This is a genomic window from Thermoflexibacter ruber (assembly GCF_900113045.1).
GTDB lineage: Bacteria > Bacteroidota > Bacteroidia > Cytophagales > Thermoflexibacteraceae > Thermoflexibacter > Thermoflexibacter ruber.
This window is the reverse complement of the sequence record NZ_FONY01000014.1, coordinates 42,040-62,014: the sequence shown is the minus strand read 5'-3', so window position 1 is coordinate 62,014 and position 19,975 is coordinate 42,040. Positions and strand designations below refer to the sequence as shown.

At 39.2% G+C, this 19,975-nt stretch carries 15 protein-coding genes; 12 read left to right on the top strand and 3 right to left on the bottom strand.

Annotated elements, in window-relative coordinates; translation table 11 throughout:
• The first annotated feature begins 83 nt into the window (after positions 1-83).
• Positions 84-2,864: an alpha-L-rhamnosidase gene (locus tag BM141_RS09205; protein ID WP_245764032.1), complete on the top strand. Its 2,781-nt coding sequence runs from the start codon at positions 84-86 to the stop codon at positions 2,862-2,864.
• Positions 2,865-3,022: 158 nt separating this feature from the next.
• Positions 3,023-3,196, top strand: coding sequence for a hypothetical protein (locus tag BM141_RS22885; protein WP_177217318.1), 174 nt, complete (start codon positions 3,023-3,025; stop codon positions 3,194-3,196).
• Here the strand turns inward: BM141_RS22885 and BM141_RS09200 are convergent.
• The 3 genes from BM141_RS09200 to BM141_RS09190 form a co-directional block, all read right to left on the bottom strand.
• Positions 3,180-6,014 (bottom strand): CHAT domain-containing protein, encoded by a 2,835-nt coding sequence (locus BM141_RS09200; protein ID WP_091544319.1) that lies wholly within the window; start codon positions 6,012-6,014, stop codon positions 3,180-3,182. The two genes, BM141_RS22885 and BM141_RS09200, sit on opposite strands and share 17 nt — an antisense overlap.
• Before the next feature lie 79 nt (positions 6,015-6,093).
• On the bottom strand, positions 6,094-7,647 hold the full coding sequence (locus BM141_RS09195; protein ID WP_091544316.1) for an ATP-binding protein: 1,554 nt from the start codon (positions 7,645-7,647) through the stop codon (positions 6,094-6,096).
• 90 nt (positions 7,648-7,737) lie between these two features.
• Complete coding sequence (locus BM141_RS09190; protein ID WP_091544313.1) at positions 7,738-8,196, bottom strand: DUF2141 domain-containing protein; 459 nt, start codon at positions 8,194-8,196, stop codon at positions 7,738-7,740.
• A gap of 293 nt (positions 8,197-8,489) precedes the next feature.
• On the opposite strand from BM141_RS09190, the gene cysS reads away from it, so the two are divergent.
• From cysS to pckA, 10 genes are all read left to right on the top strand, one after another.
• Positions 8,490-9,983, top strand: coding sequence for a cysteine--tRNA ligase (gene cysS / locus BM141_RS09185; RefSeq protein WP_091544310.1), 1,494 nt, complete (start codon positions 8,490-8,492; stop codon positions 9,981-9,983).
• 112 nt (positions 9,984-10,095) lie between these two features.
• Positions 10,096-11,787 (top strand): single-stranded-DNA-specific exonuclease RecJ, encoded by a 1,692-nt coding sequence (gene recJ, locus BM141_RS09180; protein ID WP_177217317.1) that lies wholly within the window; start codon positions 10,096-10,098, stop codon positions 11,785-11,787.
• A gap of 55 nt (positions 11,788-11,842) precedes the next feature.
• Positions 11,843-12,508: a DUF2461 domain-containing protein gene (locus BM141_RS09175; protein ID WP_091544307.1), complete on the top strand. Its 666-nt coding sequence runs from the start codon at positions 11,843-11,845 to the stop codon at positions 12,506-12,508.
• 66 nt (positions 12,509-12,574) lie between these two features.
• Positions 12,575-13,774 carry an aldose epimerase family protein gene (locus BM141_RS09170; protein WP_091544304.1) on the top strand — a complete coding sequence of 400 codons (1,200 nt, stop codon included), beginning with the start codon at positions 12,575-12,577 and terminating at the stop codon, positions 13,772-13,774.
• Between the two features lie 140 nt (positions 13,775-13,914).
• On the top strand, positions 13,915-14,829 hold the full coding sequence (locus BM141_RS09165) for a dihydrodipicolinate synthase family protein (RefSeq protein WP_091544302.1): 915 nt from the start codon (positions 13,915-13,917) through the stop codon (positions 14,827-14,829).
• 21 nt (positions 14,830-14,850) lie between these two features.
• Positions 14,851-15,978 (top strand): MFS transporter, encoded by a 1,128-nt coding sequence (locus BM141_RS09160; RefSeq protein ID WP_091544299.1) that lies wholly within the window; start codon positions 14,851-14,853, stop codon positions 15,976-15,978.
• 195 nt (positions 15,979-16,173) lie between these two features.
• Positions 16,174-16,512, top strand: a complete 339-nt coding sequence (gldC, locus tag BM141_RS09155) for a gliding motility protein GldC (protein WP_091544298.1) — start codon at positions 16,174-16,176, stop codon at positions 16,510-16,512.
• Positions 16,509-16,922, top strand: a complete 414-nt coding sequence (locus BM141_RS09150) for an OsmC family protein (protein WP_091544294.1) — start codon at positions 16,509-16,511, stop codon at positions 16,920-16,922. Before gldC ends, BM141_RS09150 begins: the two co-directional genes overlap by 4 nt.
• Positions 16,922-18,196 carry an FGGY-family carbohydrate kinase gene (locus BM141_RS09145; protein WP_091544290.1) on the top strand — a complete coding sequence of 425 codons (1,275 nt, stop codon included), beginning with the start codon at positions 16,922-16,924 and terminating at the stop codon, positions 18,194-18,196. Before BM141_RS09150 ends, BM141_RS09145 begins: the two co-directional genes overlap by 1 nt.
• A 157-nt stretch (positions 18,197-18,353) precedes the next feature.
• Complete coding sequence (pckA, locus tag BM141_RS09140) at positions 18,354-19,970, top strand: phosphoenolpyruvate carboxykinase (ATP) (protein WP_091544287.1); 1,617 nt, start codon at positions 18,354-18,356, stop codon at positions 19,968-19,970.
• Positions 19,971-19,975 lie beyond the last annotated feature (5 nt).

Genomic DNA, 19,975 nt, shown 5'->3' with positions numbered 1-19,975 from the left:
TTTTTTTTTAGTATAAAACTTCCACTTACTTGGATAGTAAAAAGTAATTTAAGCAAAAATATTATGTTAAACCCAATAACAATATGAAAATGAAACCACAACTTTACTTACCTTCGCTTTGGTTGGTGCCCTTGCTGAGGGTAACATTACTGTTTTTTTTTCTACTTTTGTTGGTACTCTCGCCCACAAAAACTTACGCTCAAAGCAAAAGCATTTCGGTAACAAACTTGCTTTGCGAAAACCTAAGCAACCCAATTGGTTTAGATGTAAAAACACCTCGATTTACTTGGGCTTTGATTTCACCAAATAGAAACGTGATGCAAACTGCCTACGAAATCAGGGCAAGCAAAGATATGAGCATGAAAACAGCAGTTTGGACTACGGGAAAGGTTGCGTCTGACCAATCCGTTTTAGTAGAATACAAGGGTACACCTTTGGAATCCAATCAGCGATACTATTGGCAGGTGCGAGTTTGGGACAATCTGGGGAATGTTTCGGCGTGGAGTACACCTGCCTTTTGGCATACAGCTTTTTTTACTCCAAGTGATTGGAAAGCAAAATGGATAAAAGTAGGGTTTGACGAAGATACTTTGAACCGTCCAAGTCCTTATTTTCGCAGGAATTTTAACTTGAAAAAACAAGTTCGTTCTGCTACGGCTTTTATTACTGCGCAAGGACTTTATGAGGCTCGCCTCAACGGGAAACGCATTGGAGATTATTACCTTACTCCTTTTTGGACTGCCTACCAAAAGCGTTTGCAATATCAAGTGTATGATGTTACCAATCTTTTGCAACAAGGCGATAATACCATAGGGGCAGCTCTTGGAAGTGGGTGGTTTAGAGGCTACATTGGTTTTCAAAACAATAAAAATTTTTACGGAAAAGAATTGGCACTGCTTCTGCAAATAGAGATTACTTACACTGATGGGAGCAAAGAAACGATTATTTCTGATGAAAATTGGAAATCCAGTACAGGAAGTATTTTGTACTCAGAGATTTATCACGGAGAAACCATAGATGCTCGCAAAGAAGCAAAAGGCTGGGATACCCCTAATTTTAATGACAGCCAATGGGCAGGAGTGCGTTTGGCAGATTACAAAGGAGAACTTTTAGCCACTTATAATGAGGGAATCAAGAAACAGGAAACTTTTAAGCCTATCAAAATTTTTAAAACTCCCAAAGGCGAGCAGGTCATTGATTTTGGGCAAAACTTAGTGGGCTGGGTGCAGGTAAAAATCAGTGGGAAAGCAGGAGATAAAATTACGCTTTACCATGCTGAGGTCTTGGACAAAGACGGCAATTTTTACACAGAAAACCTGCGTCCCGCCAAGCAAAAAAATGAATATATTTTAAAAGGAGAAGGGGAAGAGTTTTTTGAGCCTCATTTTACTTTTCAAGGATTTCGCTATATCAAGATTGAAAACTTCTCAGGGGAAATCAAACCAGAGATGTTTACCGCAGTGGCTTTGTATTCTGACATGAAAAAAACAGGAGAGTTTACAAGTTCTCACCCGCTAATCAATCAGTTACAGCACAATATCCAATGGGGACAAAATGGAAACTTCTTGGACGTGCCTACTGACTGCCCTCAAAGAGATGAACGCTTGGGCTGGACAGGAGATGCACAGGCTTTTGCACGTACCGCTACTTTTAACCGACAATCACACAATTTTTTTGCTAAATGGCTCAAAGATGTAGCCATAGACCAAGCAGAGGCAAACGGGGCAGTACCTTTCGTAGTGCCAAATGTATTGGGAAAAGGTGCAAGCGGCTCAGCAGGTTGGGCTGATGCGGCTACGATTATTCCTTGGGATATGTATTTGGCGTATGGCGACAAGCAAATTCTGGAAAACCAATACGAAAGCATGAAAGCTTGGGTAGGTTTTATGGAAAAAAATAGCACAAACTACCTCTGGAACAAGGGCTTTCATTTTGGGGATTGGCTTTTTTATCGCCCTAACGATGACAATGATGGGCGTGCCGCAGTTACCGACAAGTATCTGATAGCCCAGTGCTTTTTTGCTAACTCTACTAACTTACTTGCCAAAACTGCCAAAGTTTTAGGGAAAAACGAAGACGCAAATAAGTATGCCACGCTACTAAAAAACATCAAAGATGCCTTTATGAAGGAATACATGACTCCTTCGGGTCGTTTGGTGTCAAGTACGCAAACGGCTTACGTGCTGGCACTGAACTTCGATATGTTGCCAGAAAACCTCAGACCACAAGCAGCGGAACGCTTGGCTGAGAATGTAAAAAGCTATGGAAATCATCTCACTACGGGTTTTTTAGGAACGCCTTATCTCTGTCATGTATTGACTCGCTTTGGCTACTTAGATGTTGCTTATGACTTACTTTTGCAAGAAACTTATCCCTCTTGGCTCTACCCTGTCAAAATGGGGGCAACTACGATTTGGGAACGCTGGGACGGCATCAAGCCCGACGGTACTTTCCAAACTCCAAGCATGAACTCTTTTAATCACTATGCGTATGGGGCTATCGGCGACTGGATTTACCGAGTAGTAACAGGCATAGACACTGAAGAAAGCGGAGTAGGCTACAAAAAAATCACCATCAAACCGCACTTGACCACTAAACTCACTCACGCCAAATCGGAACTGCAAACCTACTACGGAAAAATAGTTTCCGAATGGAAAACAGAAAACGGAAAAACTACTTTTAACATAGAAATTCCTGCAAACACTACCGCAGTCATCTCTTTGCCCGCTACTTCCCTTGATGACTTAGTAGAAAATAATGTAAAAGTTTCTCAATTTAAAAATGCGAAATTTGAAAATGGAAGAGCAGTTTTTGAAGTAGGAAGCGGGAAGTATAGTTTTGTGGGGGGAGCGGGGGTAAGATGAGAAAAGCAAACTGTCCAAAAATCTGTCAGGTCTGAGAAAAACCTGACAGATTTAGTATTACTGATTCTCCAAATCACTTACCTTCCCGATTTGGGAAAATAGAGCCTACATAATAAAGGATTTTTGCGTTTTTTTGCTATGTTTGAGGGGGAAAATTTTTGTCATTACACCTGACAGGTTTGCTAAATCTGTCAGGTGTAAACGTTGGAGTTTTTTATTTTATTTCCGTAGTACTGATTTTCCAAATCAGTTACCTTCCCGCTTTGGGAAAATCGGGGGTACAGAGTACCGATTTGGAAAATCGGACTCCAAGACCTACTCACCAATCATAATGAACGCGCCCCAAAAATAAGGATTAGGAAAATCCTTGCGGAGTTGGTTCTGGGCGGCTAAGAAAGCGGCACGTTTATTACCCAATTTTAGCCAATTTTCATAAAAGCTCACCATCAAAGCAATCGTCGTTTCATCACTTACTTTCCAAAGACTCATGATGATGGCTTTTGCTCCTGCGGTCTGCAAGGCTCGTTGGAAGCCATATACCCCTTCGCCGTTTTTTACCTCGCCTAAGCCTGTTTCGCAAGCAGAAAGTACGACCAAATCTATCTTACTCAAATCTAAGTTCATAGTTTCATAGGCGGTGAGGATACCGTCCTCTACTTTTTGCCCGCTAAGCAAGGCAGTAAGCTCATTTTGTAATATTTCTTTGGAATAAGCATTTGCCGCCCCAGAAAGCAAAATACCACAACGTAGAAGGGGATTTTCATGCCTTTCGTCTTGCAAACCTAAAGTTGCCTCACTTTTATTGGCTTTGGCAGCAGAAAAAAATCCATGCGTAGCGATGTGCAATAGGTTATGGGCTGAGGCTCTCTGTTTTAGATTCTCCTCGGTTGCCTCTGAGGAAAAAAGTGTAACAGTTTGTTTTTCATTCGTATCTAAGATTTTGCCAATGCCCTCGATTTCTTTTTTGGTACCGGGAAGTTCCTCGATATTGCTACGACGGATAGTTTTTGTTGGTGAAGTGTTGCCGTTGTTTTCGCTTGCATGGGCATTGTGGTAGTCGGGGTAGCCAACGAGCAAGGCACGGTTAGGGATTTCTTGTTTATTGGGATTATTTTTGGCAGAAAAAAGGTCGCGCGTACTGGTAAGCAAGTGAATATCTATTTCTTCAATTAGGTATTTTTGCGTTTTGGGGTTGTATAACGTATTGATATTGACTTTATTATATACACCATCTACAGAAAGATAAATTTTTTTGATACCTTTGAGAGCAGGGCTTTCTGCAATGGCTTGCCAATAGCGGTGGTAGGAAAGCGTATCTTGTAAGCGAAAAATAAGCGTATTTTTGTAATACTTCATGTATTGATTTTCCATTAGGTTGCCATTAGCAAATAGCACTAATTCGGGATTGGGTGTTTTGGCAGTCAAAATCAATGCGGCATAATAGACCGTATCTGTTTCTCTACCTCCTTTGTCAGGTAAGAAACCCTGCACCCTGACTATTTCTATCGCAGCCTCCGTAGGGCTTAACTTTTGTTTTAAAGTGCTTGAAGCGATTTTATCTTTCAAGCTGCCGTACTTGGTTTCATTCAAGGCTACTTTTAGCTGGATATTTTTTTCCCAATCGTTCAAGGCATTTTCCAAAGAGTCCAATAAATGAGGAGTTACTTCCAAACCTTCGCCAGTAAGTTTGTATATTTTCGCTAACTGTTCCTTACCTGCAAGCCATTTGAAGTAATATTTGATAAGCGTAGAGTCTTTGGTAGTCATTACCTTGTCCCTTAGAATTAAGGCAGAGGAAAAAAGTAAGGCTTTAGTTTGCAGTTGGTGGTCGTACATGACTCGGCTCAGGCTGGGCTGCTTTTGATGATTAGCAACAATAAAAGCATTGAATCTGTCAAAAAAACGCCTTGATTCTTCGTAAAAAAGCGTTTTCTCCTGCTCGCTCATAAAAGAACTTGCTTTTCGGAACTGTTCTAAGAGCCTTTCTGCACTCGCGGAGAAGTAACGCAAAGTTTTTTTATCGTTCCCTGATGCCCAATGCACTAAACTCAGGTCTTGTAAAGTTTGCAAATAGTCAGGATGGGCAATGTTGAGATAATCTTTTTGCAAGTCTTCTATTCTTTCCAATAAGGCAATAGCTTCTTCATAGTTTCCCATTTGGTAATACATTTTTGCCTCCTCTACCATGAAGTCCATTTTCAAACGACTATGTTCACCTACCAATTCGGAAGTATTTTCTAATAATTGGCGGTAAATCGTATCGGCTTGGGCAAAATTATTTTGCTGTTTAAGCAAGTCAGCTTTCTGTTTTTGATTAAGTAAGTAGAGTTCAGGGGTAAGATAAGCCTGTTTTTTAGCCGAGTCCAAGTGCAGCTGCCCCTTGTCTTTTAAGCCTACTTTCAGGTAAATTTCAGCTAACTGGTGATGACTTTCTACAATTTTAGGGTGGGAAGGGTGATAAAATTTTTGTAATAAAAAAATATTACTTTCTAAGAGTTGAACAGCTTTGGCATAGTTTCTAAGTGCCACATACAAAGAGGCATAGCCTTCATTTAACTCTATTTGTCTAAAATCAGAGGGAAGCAGTCCCGATTTTTGATAGCTTATATTTGCCTTGCGAAAAAGAGCCTCAGCGGCAGTATATTCTCCTTTTTCTCTCAAAAGTTGCCCTTCATGGACTTGAATTTCTGCTACAAGCAATTCATTATTAGGAATTTCTGCATAAATCTCATTGGCATCATCATAGTGCAGTTTTGCATTTTCATAATCAGTCTTGAAGCGAGAAATATCACCTAATCGTAGGATTGCCTTTGCTGTACGCACATCTTTTTTCCCATACAAACGCATACAAAGGGATAAATCCTTGAAAGCAATACGTTCTGCCAAGCTGTAATAACCTATTTTAGTTATCAAATCTGCCAATAAACTTAAAGATTCCTGAAAAATCGGGCTATTTTCTCCCTTAGTTTTACGCAAGTCTAAAAAAGTAGGAAAAAGTACTTTTTGGCAGTTGGCATAGTTTCCTTGCTGAAAGTAAGTTTTAGCAGAAAGCAAGCGGCTATCTTCTTGAGAGAAAGCACTTTGGGTACAGAAAAAACAAATCAAGAGTGCAAGCAAGGAACTAATATAAGTTTGGGTATAATGATTCATATTGATATTTTCTTAAAATCAAATCTTACTTCTCATTAAACGTATCTAATGCTCATTTTGATTTGGGCAAAAACTACATTTATTTACCCATTTTTATCTCCCACTCCTTCACTCCCTTATTTTCACTATCAAATACCACTCCTACCAAAGCAATCTCTTTGCCTTCTGTAGCAAACCTTTCTGCATACCCTTGTTGTATTATCTGTGCCAAAGCCTCTCCTGCTGTCCCTTTGGTTTTAAACTCAAAAATATAGATATGAGTAGGGGTAGAAAGCACCATATCCATTCGCCCTCTATTCGTAACCACTTCTGAAAAAACCACCATGTCAGTCAATTTCAACACTACATGGGTCAAAGAGTGAAAATAAGCCTCCTCAGTTTTGAAAATTTGGTAAGGGACTGAGGCAAAAACAGCGTGCAAAACATCAAAAAAATCCTCCCAATCTTGCCCTAAAATTGCTTTTTTGATTCTTGCCAAAATATCCGTACTGATTTCATTGGGACGGAAGTTGGTGTATTCTGCCAACAAGTATTTCAAAAAAGACTCTTTGACTTCAAAGTTTGGATAGGAAAGGGTCAAAGCGGGAGGGGCGGCTCTCCAATCGGCTTCTTTGATAGTCAAATACCCTGTTTGAAAGAGCAAAGAAATCGCATCTATGCGTTCTGGGTCTGCATAACTCACCCCCATTTCATCACTCAACAGGTTGTCCAATTGGTAAGAGGGTGTTTTTCTTTCTTTCAACAATTTGGTCAAAAAAGTAGGCGTTCCTGTGTCAAACCAATAGTTGCTGAAGCGAGCATGATAAAAAAAACTCAGGATAGAAAAGGGGTTATAAAGCGTATTTTTTCCGTCCCAAGAGTAGCCATTGTACCAGTATTTGATGGTTTCCAATAGGTCAGGTAAAGGAGTTGCTAATCTTTTGCTTGCCTGTTCCAGATGAGGCATGAAGTAATGCTCTAATTCTTGCTGAGTATAGCCAAACAAACAAGTCAAAGATTGGTCTAAGGTCAAATCAAGCAAGTTATTCAAATCTGAAAAAATAGAGATTTTTCCAAACTTAGAAACTCCTGTTAGTAAAACAAAATGCAAATAAGGATCTTCTGACTTGATGGTGCTGTAAAAATTTTTCAAAGTGCGGCGATTTTCGTCTAATCTGTCTGGAAGTTCCAACATATCCGTTAAGGCTTTGTCGTACTCATCTACTAAAACCACTACTCTTTTCTTATACTTCTTAGACAAACTCCTTATCAGTTCAGTAAACTGGTGCTTGTAATTATCTTCCTTTAAAGTTATTTCATATTCTTTGGCTTGCAGTAATAGCTGTTTACTAAGTTCATCTATCAAAGGTTTTTCCTTATAACTCATCGTATTAAAGTCAATGACAATGGTAGGATACGCCTCCCAAGCCAACTTGTCTTCTATCCACAAACCAGCAAACAGAGCCTTATGTCCTCTAAATAACTCTTGCAAAATACTTATTAGCAAGGACTTGCCAAATCTACGAGGACGCGACATAAATAGGTAGCTGGCTGAGTTTATTAATTGGTAGATAAAAGCAGTCTTATCTACATACAAATAATTACCCTCTATGATTTTTTTAAAATCTTGAACTCCTAATGGTAGTTTTTTCATATCAAAAAAACAGATTAGTAGGTAAAGTTAGCAAAACTTTAAGACAAACTTTCCCAAAGTTTTACAAACTAACCTTCTTTTTACGCACCTTTACATTGCTGTACTGTATTTCTCAAAAACTACCTCTAAGGATTTTTTAGAGTAAGTTACTTTGCAATCCTCAAAACTTGGAGCGTAGCTTGTAATGACAAAATTATTGGAAAGTGTAACAGGCTCGGAAGGAAAACCCTCGGGACTCATGTCCAAAGTGCCGTTCCCGTTTACATCTAAAAAGCAACCAAAGACATATTCGCCGTACTCTAAGTCTTTGATTTCCAGAGTAGCTTCGCTTTGCCCATTAGGGTTCAAATCATAAAAGCGAAATACAGAGCCAATGTCAGGGAAGTTGTCTTGGCGACGGAATACCCCTATGCGAATATTTGCTGAGGTATTAGGTATATTTTTGAAAACCAGTTTTAAAGGCTTAGTTTTGGCAAGTTCCTGTTCTACTGGAAAAGAAAAGCTCATAAAACAAAAAGCGATAAATAAAATGCTGATAATGTTTCTCATGGCGATGTTTTGATTAGGTTAAAAATATTAGATGAATCGAGATGAGTAAAATTAAAACAAAAAATCAAAGAGTGCAAAAGGGTATTTGAATTTTTAAAAAAATTTGCCTTTTATTGTGTTTGGGCTTTCCCTTTCTAAGAATTTAATATATTTGTATTCTTTTTCACCTTAACCCAACAAATTAGTCATGAATAAGTATGCTAAAACTTGCTGTTGTTACTAATCTTTAAAACTATTTACATTGTCCAACGTTTTTCAAAAGTAAAATTTAAAATCCAAATCATAGAATCACTATGCAACAGCTCAAAGTCTTTAACACTTTATCCCGACAAAAAGAAATTTTCACTCCTCTGCACCCTCCTTATGTGGGTATGTATGTCTGCGGACCTACAGTTTATAACTATGTGCATCTGGGGAATTGCCGTACTTTTACTTCTTTTGATATTATTTTTAGGTATTTGAAGCATTTAGGCTATCAAGTTCGCTATGTACGCAATATTACCGATGTGGGACATTTGGAAAATGATGCCGATGAGGGAGAAGATAAGATAGCCAAAAAAGCAAAGTTGGAGAACCTCGAGCCAATGGAAATAGTGCAAAAATATACGCTCGACTTTCGCTATGTAATGCAAGTGATGAATAATCTGCCCCCCAGCATAGAACCCTCAGCAACAGGACACATCGTAGAGCAAATCGCTATGACAAAGAAACTGTTAGAAAAAGGTTTCGCTTATGAGGCAGGAGGGTCTATCTATTTTGATGTAAGCAAGTATAATGAAACTTATGCGGCTGAGTACGGCAAACTTTCGGGCAGAGTAATAGAAGAATTGATTTCAGGCTCGAGAGATTTGGACGGACAAGGGGAAAAACACAGTCCAGAAGATTTTGCACTATGGAAAAAAGCCTCCAAAGAGCATATCATGCGTTGGGATTCGCCTTGGGGCGAGGGTTTTCCCGGTTGGCATTTGGAATGTTCTGTGATGAGTAACAAATATTTAGGCTCACAGTTTGATATTCATGGAGGCGGCATGGACTTGAAATTCCCTCACCATGAATGTGAGATTGCCCAATCCAAAGGCACTTACGGCGTAGAGCCTGTCAAATATTGGCTACACGCTAATATGCTAACGGTGAATGGAACAAAAATGAGTAAATCTTTGGGCAACTCTATCTTGCCACAAGAACTGTTTACAGGCAAGCATGATTTGCTTGAGCAGGCTTATAGTCCTATGACTCTGCGTTTTGCTATGTTGCAAACGCATTACAGGAGTACTATGGATATTTCTAATGATGCTTTGAAAGCCGCACAGAAAAGCTACAAAAGGGTAATGAACGGGCTAAGAACCATCAAAGAATTGACTTATTCTGAGCACGTAGATATTCCCAAAGAGACAAAGCAGAAAGAAGAAATAGAAAAAATTGTTCAAGAAATGTACGATGGAATGAACGATGACTTTAATACAGCAGTATCCTTAGCGGCTTTGCTCAAATTACTGAAGAAAATTAATGCCATTCATAATGGAGTTACACCTATACAAAGCATTGACCAAGCTACTTTTGACTTGATGAGAAAGACTTACATTTCCTTTGTAGAGGAGATTTTTGGGCTGAGAGAGGAAAACGAAACCAACTTAGCTGATGTTATGAATGTCTTTTTAGAAATCTATAAAGAAGCAAAGCACAATAAAAATTTTGAGCAAGTAGATAAACTACGTTCTCATTTTAAATCTTTGGGGGTAGTGGTCAAAGACATGAAAACTAAGGTGGATTGGTCTTACGAGGAGTAAATAATGGCTACTTTTGTACTTATTTTCACCTATTGCCCAAAATAAATATACTTACCAACTTTCATCAAACTTTTGCCATACAATAACAAATTATTTATTAGATTTGTACATTATGGCAAAGAAATGGGTATATAAGCAAGTTCCAGACCAAGAGCAAATAAACCAATTAGCAAACGCAATCAATGTAAGCCTCCCTGTAGCAATAATACTCAAACAGAGAGGAGTATATGACTTTGATAGTGCTAAAAAATTTTTCCGTCCTTCACTTGCAGACCTCCACTATCCATTTCTCATGCAAGACATGGACAAAGCCGTTTGGAGATTGGAAGAGGCTATGCGCAATCGTGAGAAAATACTGATTTATGGAGATTATGATGTGGACGGAACTACAGCTGTAGCCTTAGTTTATGGTTTTCTGCGTCAATTTCACACTCAATTGCTTTATTATACCCCAGACCGCTATACCGAAGGCTACGGCATCTCTATCAAAAGCATGGACTGGGCAAAAAAACAGGGGATTTCTTTGGTTATCTCTTTGGACTGCGGAATCAAATCCCACGAAGCCATTGCGTATGCTCAAAGCGTAGGGATAGACTTTATCGTATGCGACCACCACCTCCCTGCTCCTCAATTACCTCCCGCCTTTGCAGTATTAGACCCCAAAAGGTCAGATTGTGCTTATCCATTCAAAGAATTATCAGGGTGCGGAGTAGGTTTCAAACTTTTACAAGCCTTCTGTCAGAATAACAATATCTCTTTTGATAGGCTGTATCCTTTTTTAGATTTGTTAGCTGTAAGCATTGCGGCAGACATCGTTCCTATCATAGATGAAAATAGGATTTTTACCCACTTTGGCTTGCAGTTGCTTAACTATCAGCCTCGCTTTGGTCTAAAAGCCCTGATAGACATAGCAGGTTTGCGAAAGCCCATAGATGTTTCTGCGATTGTATTTGGCATTGCCCCTCGCCTGAACGCAGGAGGACGTATTACCCACGCAGGCGAATCCATACGACTTTTATTGGCTGATAACGAACAGGAAGCACAAAAATTAGCTCAAACTGCCAATAGCTCAAATGAAACAAGACGAAACTTCGACGCTTCTATTACCCAAGAGGCTATCCAACTTATTGAGCAAGAATTTAACCCCAATAGCCGCACTACGGTACTTTTCAAACCTGACTGGCACAAAGGAGTAGTGGGCATAGTAGCGGCGCGTTGTATAGAAAAATTTTACCGACCTACAATTATTCTTACTGAATCCGACGGAAAAGCCACAGGCTCGGCGCGTTCTGTCAATGGCTTTGACATACATCATGCCTTAGAAGAATGTGCTGACCTGCTCTACCAATACGGGGGACATGCTCATGCCGCAGGTTTATCTATAGAGTTGGAAAATCTTACTGCTTTTAAAACAAAATTTGAGTATGTAGTCGCACAAAGTATTGGAGAAGAACATCTTACGCCCAGCCAAGAAATAGATTGTGTATTGGAACTAAATCAAATTAATGCTAATTTTGTCAGTGTTCTTAAACAAATGGCGCCCTTCGGTCCTCAAAATATGCAACCTGTTTTTGTGTCTAAAAATGTCAAACTACACGGCAGCATCAGTATTATGAAAGATAGCCATATCAAATTCTTTATCAAGCAAAATGACTCTTCCCCTATGGAAGCTATTGGTTTTGGCTTGGCTCACTTCCAAGCACACCTCTCTGCCGATAAGACTTTTGATATATGTTATTCTATTGGAGAAAATGAGTACAGAGGAAGAAAAAATTTTCAGTTAGTTATCAAAGATATTCACTAAAATAATTAAAAATTGGGCTAAATTTGCCTTGAATCTAATCAAATACCATGATTTAATGAAAATACTCTCCTCAACATTAGACTTTTTAAAAAATCTCAAAGAAAATAACTCTCGAGAATGGTTCATGGAGCATAAGATAGCGTATGAAAATGCTAAAGACAACTTTAAATCCTTCGTTCATGAACTTTTGAAACAGCTTACTCCTTTGGAGGAACAGTTTGGAACAATGAGAGCCGAGGAAACCATGTTTCGTATTCATAGGGATGTTCGCTTTTCCAAAGACAAATCTCCCTATAAAACCCATTGGAGTGCTTACTTTTGCAAAGGAGGGAAAAATTCTGAATTAGCTGGCTATTATATTCATATAGAGCCAGATGCAAACTATTTTGTGGGTGGGGGAAAGTGGATGCCACAAGGAGATTTGCTGAAGAAAATTCGCCAAGAAATAGACTACAACATAGATGAATTTTTGCATATCATAGAAAATACAGATTTTAAAAAATACTTTGGTGAGTTAGAAGGGGATAGACTTAAAACTGTTCCTAAAGGATATGCTAAAGACCACCCGTATCTTTCTTTGATTCAGTTGAAAAGCTTTATCGCAAGTAGCTCCTTCACCGAGCAGGAAGTACTGTCAGACAATTTTAGTAAGTTGGTCATAGAGCGGTTTAACGCAATGAAACCATTGATAGACTTTCTTAATCAAGCGATGGAAGGGTAAAGTTTTTAAGAACATTTTTACGCCTATATTTTTTTCTCTTAACTTTAAAATTTTTATTAAACTCCTATGGCAAACTTCATCAAAAAGTACTTGAATTTGGCTTGTTATGCTTTGATTTTTAGCACAGTAACAAGCGCATGTCAAAACCAAGAACAAACTCAAACAGAAAACTCAGACAATACAGTGAAACTAACAGAACAAACAAACATCACCCAACAAGAATTCGGCAAAATGCCCGACGGCAGAATGGCTATGCTTTACACCCTTCGCAATGCAGAAGGCATGGAAGTAAAAATTACTAACTATGGAGGCACGATTACTCACTGGACTGCTCCTGACAAAAATGGAAAATATGAGGACGTAGTTTTAGGGCATGATTCTCTAAGTGGTTATTTGACGGCTTCTCCATATTTTGGTTGTATCATAGGTCGTTATGGCAACCGCATTGCCAAAGGGAAGTTTACCTTAGAAGGGCAGACCTATACCTTAGCGGTCAATAATGGTGAAAATCATTTACACGGCGGGCTACAAGGTTTTGATAAAGTACTTTGGGAAGCAACTCCCATAGATGGCGAGGAGCCTGCGCTCAAACTTACTTACTTGAGCAAAGACGGCGAAGAGGGTTACCCCGGAAACTTACAAGTAGAAGTAACCTATCGCTTGCAAAAAGACAATGCGTTGAGGATAGACTACCAAGCCACTACTGATAAAACCACTGTTGTCAATTTGACCAATCATACTTATTTTAATCTTCTTGGGCATACCGAAGGAGATATTTTAGGACATGAATTGATGCTTAATGCTTCTGCTTTTCTGCCAGTGGACAAAACTATGATTCCCACTGGAGAGATAAGACCCGTCAAAGGAACAGTCTTTGACTTTACGCAAAGTACTCCCATAGGGGCAAGAATTAATGATACTAAAGACGAGCAGATTAAGTTTGGGATAGGGTATGACCACTCTTGGGTACTCAATCCTCCCACCGAAAAAGACGGATTGAACTTGGTAGGGAAAGTAGTAGAACCTAATTCGGGGAGAATATTAGAAATTTTTACTACCGAACCTGCTGTACAGTTTTACACAGGAAATTTTTTGAATGGTAGCATCACAGGAAAAAGAGGAGTAGTATATAAACAGCGTTATGGGTTCTGCTTGGAAACACAGCACTATCCTGACTCTCCAAACAAAAAAAACTTTCCAAGTACAGTATTAAAACCTAATGAAACGTACCAAACAAGTACTTTGCATCGCTTTTCTGTAAATTAGAAAAATAATAGTTATTTCTGTTTAGCTAATTTGGAACATGGATTTTATAGATTAAGTTTTTTGCAAATTAAATGTGTATTCTATGAATTAACTCACAAAAAACCGTAATAAAAAAACAAACCACAAAAACCAAAAAAGATATGAAATTTGAATGGAAAGGGGTATTTCCCGCACTAACCACTAAGTTTACCGCAGGCGAGCAGTTGGACTTGCCTGCTTTTGAGAAAAACCTACAAGCCCAATTAGAGGCTGGTGTAGATGGGATTATCCTTGGAGGCACTTTGGGCGAGGCAAGTACGCTCTCTGCTGAGGAAAAACAAACCTTAGTACAGTTTGCCATAGAAAAAATTAATGGTAGAGTCCCTGTCATTCTCAACATTGCTGAGGGTTCTACGAAAGTAGCCATCGAGGTAGCACAAAACGCACAAAAATTAGGTGCAGATGGTTTGATGATTTTACCACCTATGCGTTACAAATCAGACCATAGGGAAACTGTCGCTTACTTTAAGGCAGTAGCCCAACAAACCGACTTACCTATGATGATTTACAACAACCCGGTAGATTATAAAATCGAAGTAACCTTAGATATGTTTGAGGAGTTGGCGGACTGCCAAAATATCCAAGCAGTAAAGGAATCCACCAGAGATGTTTCTAATGTTACACGCATGATTAATCGCTTTGGAAATCGCTTTCAAATTTTATGTGGAGTGGATACTTTGGCATTGGAAAGTTTGCTGATGGGAGCTGACGGCTGGGTAGCAGGTCTGGTGTGTGCCTTCCCCAAAGAAACCGTAGCAATTTACAAATTGGCAAAAGCAGGCAGAATCCAAGAAGCTTTGCACATTTATCGTTGGTTTTTGCCTCTATTAGAGTTGGATATTCACCCTAAGTTAGTCCAATACATCAAGTTAGCAGAGTCAGTTACAGGTTTAGGTACGGAGTACGTAAGAAGTCCAAGATTGACCTTAGAGGGAGCAGAGAGAGAAAGAGTATTGCAGATTATCCGCGAGGGAGTAAGCAAACGCCCCATATTGCCAGAGTATAAAAACCTCTAAATCAATACATAAAACTAAAACATGACTTACCAAGCCAACCGTATTGCTGTATCGGCAATGTTTTTTATCAATGGAATCATCTTTGCAAGCTGGGCTTCGCGTATTCCCTTGATTCAGGCTACTTTGCAGATTAACCATGCCGAATTAGGTGGTGTATTACTGGCTCTTCCTTTGGGTTCTTTGGTAACTTTGCCCATAGCAGGTTGGCTCACTACTCGTTTTAAAAGCCGCTTCTTAGTGATTTTTTCGGTCTTGCTACTTTGCTTTATTCTCTCCCTTATTCCCCTTGCTCCTACGCCTTTGATTTTAGGGATAATTTTATTCTTTTTTGGTTTTGCTTCTGATTTGCTCAATATCAGCATGAATACCCAAGCAGTTGCTTTGGAGTTGGCATATCGTAAACCTATTATGTCCTCTTTCCATGCCTTATTTAGCTTAGGAGGAATGTTTGGGGCAGGTATTGGAGGTATCATGGAGCAGTTTCAGGTAAGTTTACTGCATCACTTCGCAGGAGTGAGTGTTTTTTTTGCTGTCTTAGCAATATATTTTGATAAAAACTTACTCAAGAAAGACATAGCTACCCAAGAGGGGCATCCGCTTTTTGTGAAGCCTGATGCTACCCTGCTGGGTTTGGGTATCATAGCTTTTTGTGTAATGATAGGCGAAGGAGCAATGGCAGATTGGAGTGCAGTATATTTGAAAGAATTTTTAACTAATCCCTCTGGGCTAAGTACAGCAGGCTATACTGCTTTTTCCTTAGCTATGGCGACAGGAAGATTTGGTGGGGATTGGCTCACAGCTCGCTTTGGTACTATCAAACTATTGAAAATCAATGGTATTTTAGCCTTTGTAGGAATGATGATTGCCCTGCTCCTCCCCTACCCTTTTTTTATTATTGTGGGTTTTACTTTGGTAGGTCTGGGACTTTCTACAGGCGTTCCTTTGGTATATAGTCTGGCAGGAAGGTCTAAAACTATGCCTGCGGGAGTTGCCTTAGCGGCAGTTACTACCGTAGGAGCGACAGGTTTTTTGGTGGGACCTCCTATCATTGGTTTTTTAGCTGAGCTAATCACCTTGCGAGTTGCCTTAGGTTTGATAGCTATGCTGAGCCTAACGATTGTAGTTTTGGCTGGTTGGGCAAGGTCTTAGCAGATGGACTGCAAAAAATCTTGATGAATCAAATTATACTTACATCTCTCAATAGCATGACATTGTGATACTTTCCTAAAACTTTCCTCCCAAAGATACATACATTCCCCTGACAAAGTTTTTTATTTTGAACTAATTTACACTAATTTAGCGGCAAAATAAAAATACCTTTTGATACTCACTGAGTTGTAAGACATGAAACAAGCACAAATAAGATTGCACATAGAACTTGACGAGGAGAACCTACCTGATAAAATATTTTGGGAAGCAAGCGATGCCCCTACAAGTGGAGCCAAAGAGGCAAAAGCCATCAACCTGAGCCTCTGGGATGGCGAGCAGAGAGAAACCATGCGCATAGACCTCTGGGCAAAAGATATGCTGGCTGATGAAATGAAATATTTTGTAGTGGATACTATGGCAGGCATGGCTGATACCATACATACCGCCACGGGCGACGAGCACATGGCAAATGAAATTCACCAACTTTGTGAAAAACTATTTTTATACATCAGAAAACAACACGGAGGAGCATGAAAATAGAAGTAAGTCGCATCAATGATGCCTACCACTTAGAAGCTACTAATGAGCAAGGAAACAAACTCTACATGGACGGTTCTACAGAAATCGGAGGTAGTAATTTAGCTTTCCGCCCTATGCAAATGCTTTTGGCGGCCTTGGCGGGCTGTAGTAGTATAGATGTTATTAATATTCTAAAAAAACAAAGACAGGAAATTAAAGACTATCGGGTGACAGTGGAAGGAGAAAGAGAAAAAGGGAAAGAGCCTTCACTTTTTACTGATATTCATATTCATTTTGACCTAAAAGGAAGTTTGGACAAGGAAAAAGTGCAAAAAGCCATAGAACTTTCTTTGGAAAAATACTGCTCGGTAGCCAAAACTTTGGAAAAAACAGCTCACATCACTTATAGTTTTTCATTAGAATAATGCAAACGGTTACTGCTATTTTTGACATAGGGAAAACCAATAAAAAGTTTTTGCTCTATGATGAAAACTTGCAAATAGTAAGAGAGGAGCAGGGTAAAATCCCTGAAATGACAGATGAGGACGGCTTCCCTTGTGATGACTTATCTTTGCTTACTCAATGGATATATGCTACTTGGGCAAAAGTCGTAGCCGACAAGCAGTTTTTTGTTAAACAAATCAACTTTACTACCTATGGAGCGAGCTTTGTCCACTTAGATAAAAATGGGAAAGCTCTTACTCCTTTGTATAACTATTTAAAACCCTTTCCTGAGGAGTTGCTTGACAGCTTTTATCAAAAATATGGAGATAAAATTACCTTAGCTGTACAAACTGCTTCGCCTCCTTTGGCAATGTTAAACTCTGGCTTGCAACTGTACTGGCTAAAATATCATAAACCTGACCTATTCAAACAAGTACGTACTTCTCTGCATTTTCCACAGTACTGCTCCTATCTGTTTTCAGGAAGGCTAAGTACAGAGTTTACTTCTATTGGCTGCCATACTATGTTGTGGGATTTTGTAAAAAAAGACTATCATGCTTGGGTCTATCAAGAAGAATTACACCAACTTTTCCCCCCAATTGCTACCTCTTACGTCAATGGTACAACCTTGTTTCGTGAACACCAAATTCCTTGTGGGGTAGGTCTGCATGATAGCTCTGCCGCATTGATTCCTTACAAAAAACTTACTTCTGAGCCTTTTATTTTGCTTTCTACAGGGACCTGGGGTATTGCACTAAATCCTTTTTCTACTGAGCCGCTTTCAGAAAGTGAACTTTTACAAGACTGCCTGAAATACCTTACTTTTGAGGGACAGTCCGTCAAAGCCTCTCGCCTTTTTATTGGGAATTTACATGAGCAGGTTACAGAAAAATTAGCTGAGTTTTTCCATAAGTCCAATGATTATTTCAAAAATATATCTGCCATTCCTAATTTTAATATTGATGAAAAGTTAAGGCAAACTCGTATTTTTCACGAAGATAGCCTAAGTGCTTATGCTGATTATGAACAGGCTTATGCTACTTTTATGCTCGACTTAGTACAAAAACAAGTACAAAAAATCAAACTAATCATGGATAGTAGTATAACATACAAAAACCTATTCATAGATGGTGGCTTTGCAAAAAATCCTATCTTCCTTACATTCTTAGCTTATTTTTTCCCGGCATTAAACATTCAAACTGTTTCTTTTGCACAAGGCACATCTTTAGGAGCGGCGCAGGCTTTGTTTGATTAGAACAAAACTTTGCTCTCAAATTAAATCAAATGTAAAATAAAGATTGTTTTCTCAAATTTACCTAATTTTGCACTTAGAAAAAATCACAAATGTTTGATGCCAAAACACTTGATTGTCAAATGTTTGACTTTTTTAACCTTAACCAATAACAACTGAAATGAATAATATTCTTGATTCAATCAAAGCAGGACAAATCTTTTACAACCTGTCCCCTGCTGAGTTAGTTGAGCATGCCCTTAAAAATGGAGAGGGTACGCTGACAGATACAGGGGCATTGGCTTGTGATACAGGCAAGTTTACGGGGCGCGCTCCCAAAGACCGATACATCGTCGAGGACGAAATCTCCAAAAATAAGGTCTGGTGGGGAAATATCAACCAATCTTTCTCCAGTGAAAAGTTTGACCGATTATTAGATAAAATGATTGCCTTTGCCCAAGGAAAAAATCTTTACGTTAGAGAGGCTTATGTAGGGGCTGATGATGCTTATAGAATGAATATCAGAGTAATAGGCACGCAGGCTTTTCACAACCTTTTTGCTTACAATATGTTCCTTAGACCTACCAAAGAGGAAACAGGAAATATGTCAATAGATTTCACAGTTTTTTCTTTACCAGAATTTCAAGCTAATCCTCAACAAGATGGAACCAAAAACCCTAATTTCGTCATCATCAATTTTACTAAAAAATTAGTCATCATTGGTGGCACAAGCTACACAGGCGAAACTAAGAAAAGTATTTTTAGCATCTTAAACTTTTTATTGCCGACAGAACGCAACGTATTCACTATGCACTGTAGTGCCAATATTGGAGAAAAAGGAGATACTGCGGTGTTTTTTGGCTTGTCTGGCACAGGAAAGACTACACTTTCGGCAGACCCCAATCGCTATCTCATTGGTGATGATGAACATGGTTGGACAGACCACAGTGTTTTCAACTTTGAAGGAGGTTGCTATGCCAAAGCTATCAATCTAAGCAAGGAAAACGAGCCTGACATTTATCATGCGATTCGCTTTGGGGCTATCGTAGAAAATACAAGGTATTTTGCTGGCACGCGCACCGTCAATTATGCTGACAATTCAGTAACAGACAATACGCGTGTTTCATATCCGCTTTACCATATTCAAAAAATTGCTCAGCCTTCGGTAGGGGGGATTCCTAAAAATATTTTCTTTTTGACTTGCGACTCCTTTGGGATTTTACCACCCATTTCTAAACTCACCGTAGGGCAAGCGATGTTTCATTTTATCTCGGGCTATACTGCCAAAGTAGGAGGCACGGAAGTAGGCATTAAAGAGCCTGTACCTACTTTTTCTGCGTGTTTTGGTGCCCCCTTTATGCCCTTGCACCCTACAACATACGCAGAGATGTTAGGTAAAAAGATAAAAGAGCATCAGACTAATGTTTGGCTCATTAATACGGGGTGGACTGGCGGAAAGTATGGTACAGGTAAGCGTATGAAGTTATCTTTTACTAGAGCCATGATTACTGCTGCTTTGAATGGAGAATTGGAAAATGTACCCTACGAGCCTCATCCTTTCTTTGGCGTGCTTGTCCCTCAGTCCTGTCCTCATGTTCCCAACGAAATCTTGAACCCCAGAGATACATGGGCAAACAAAGACGAGTATGACGAGCAGGCAAATCATTTGGCAGATTTGTTCTTGCATAATTTTGAGGAATTTAGAGAGTATGCCAATGAGGAAATCATGAGTGGTGCACCTATGGTCATGGAAGGCGTAGGAGAGGGAAAAGAGAAAAAACTGAAAAGGTATGAGTAAAAATA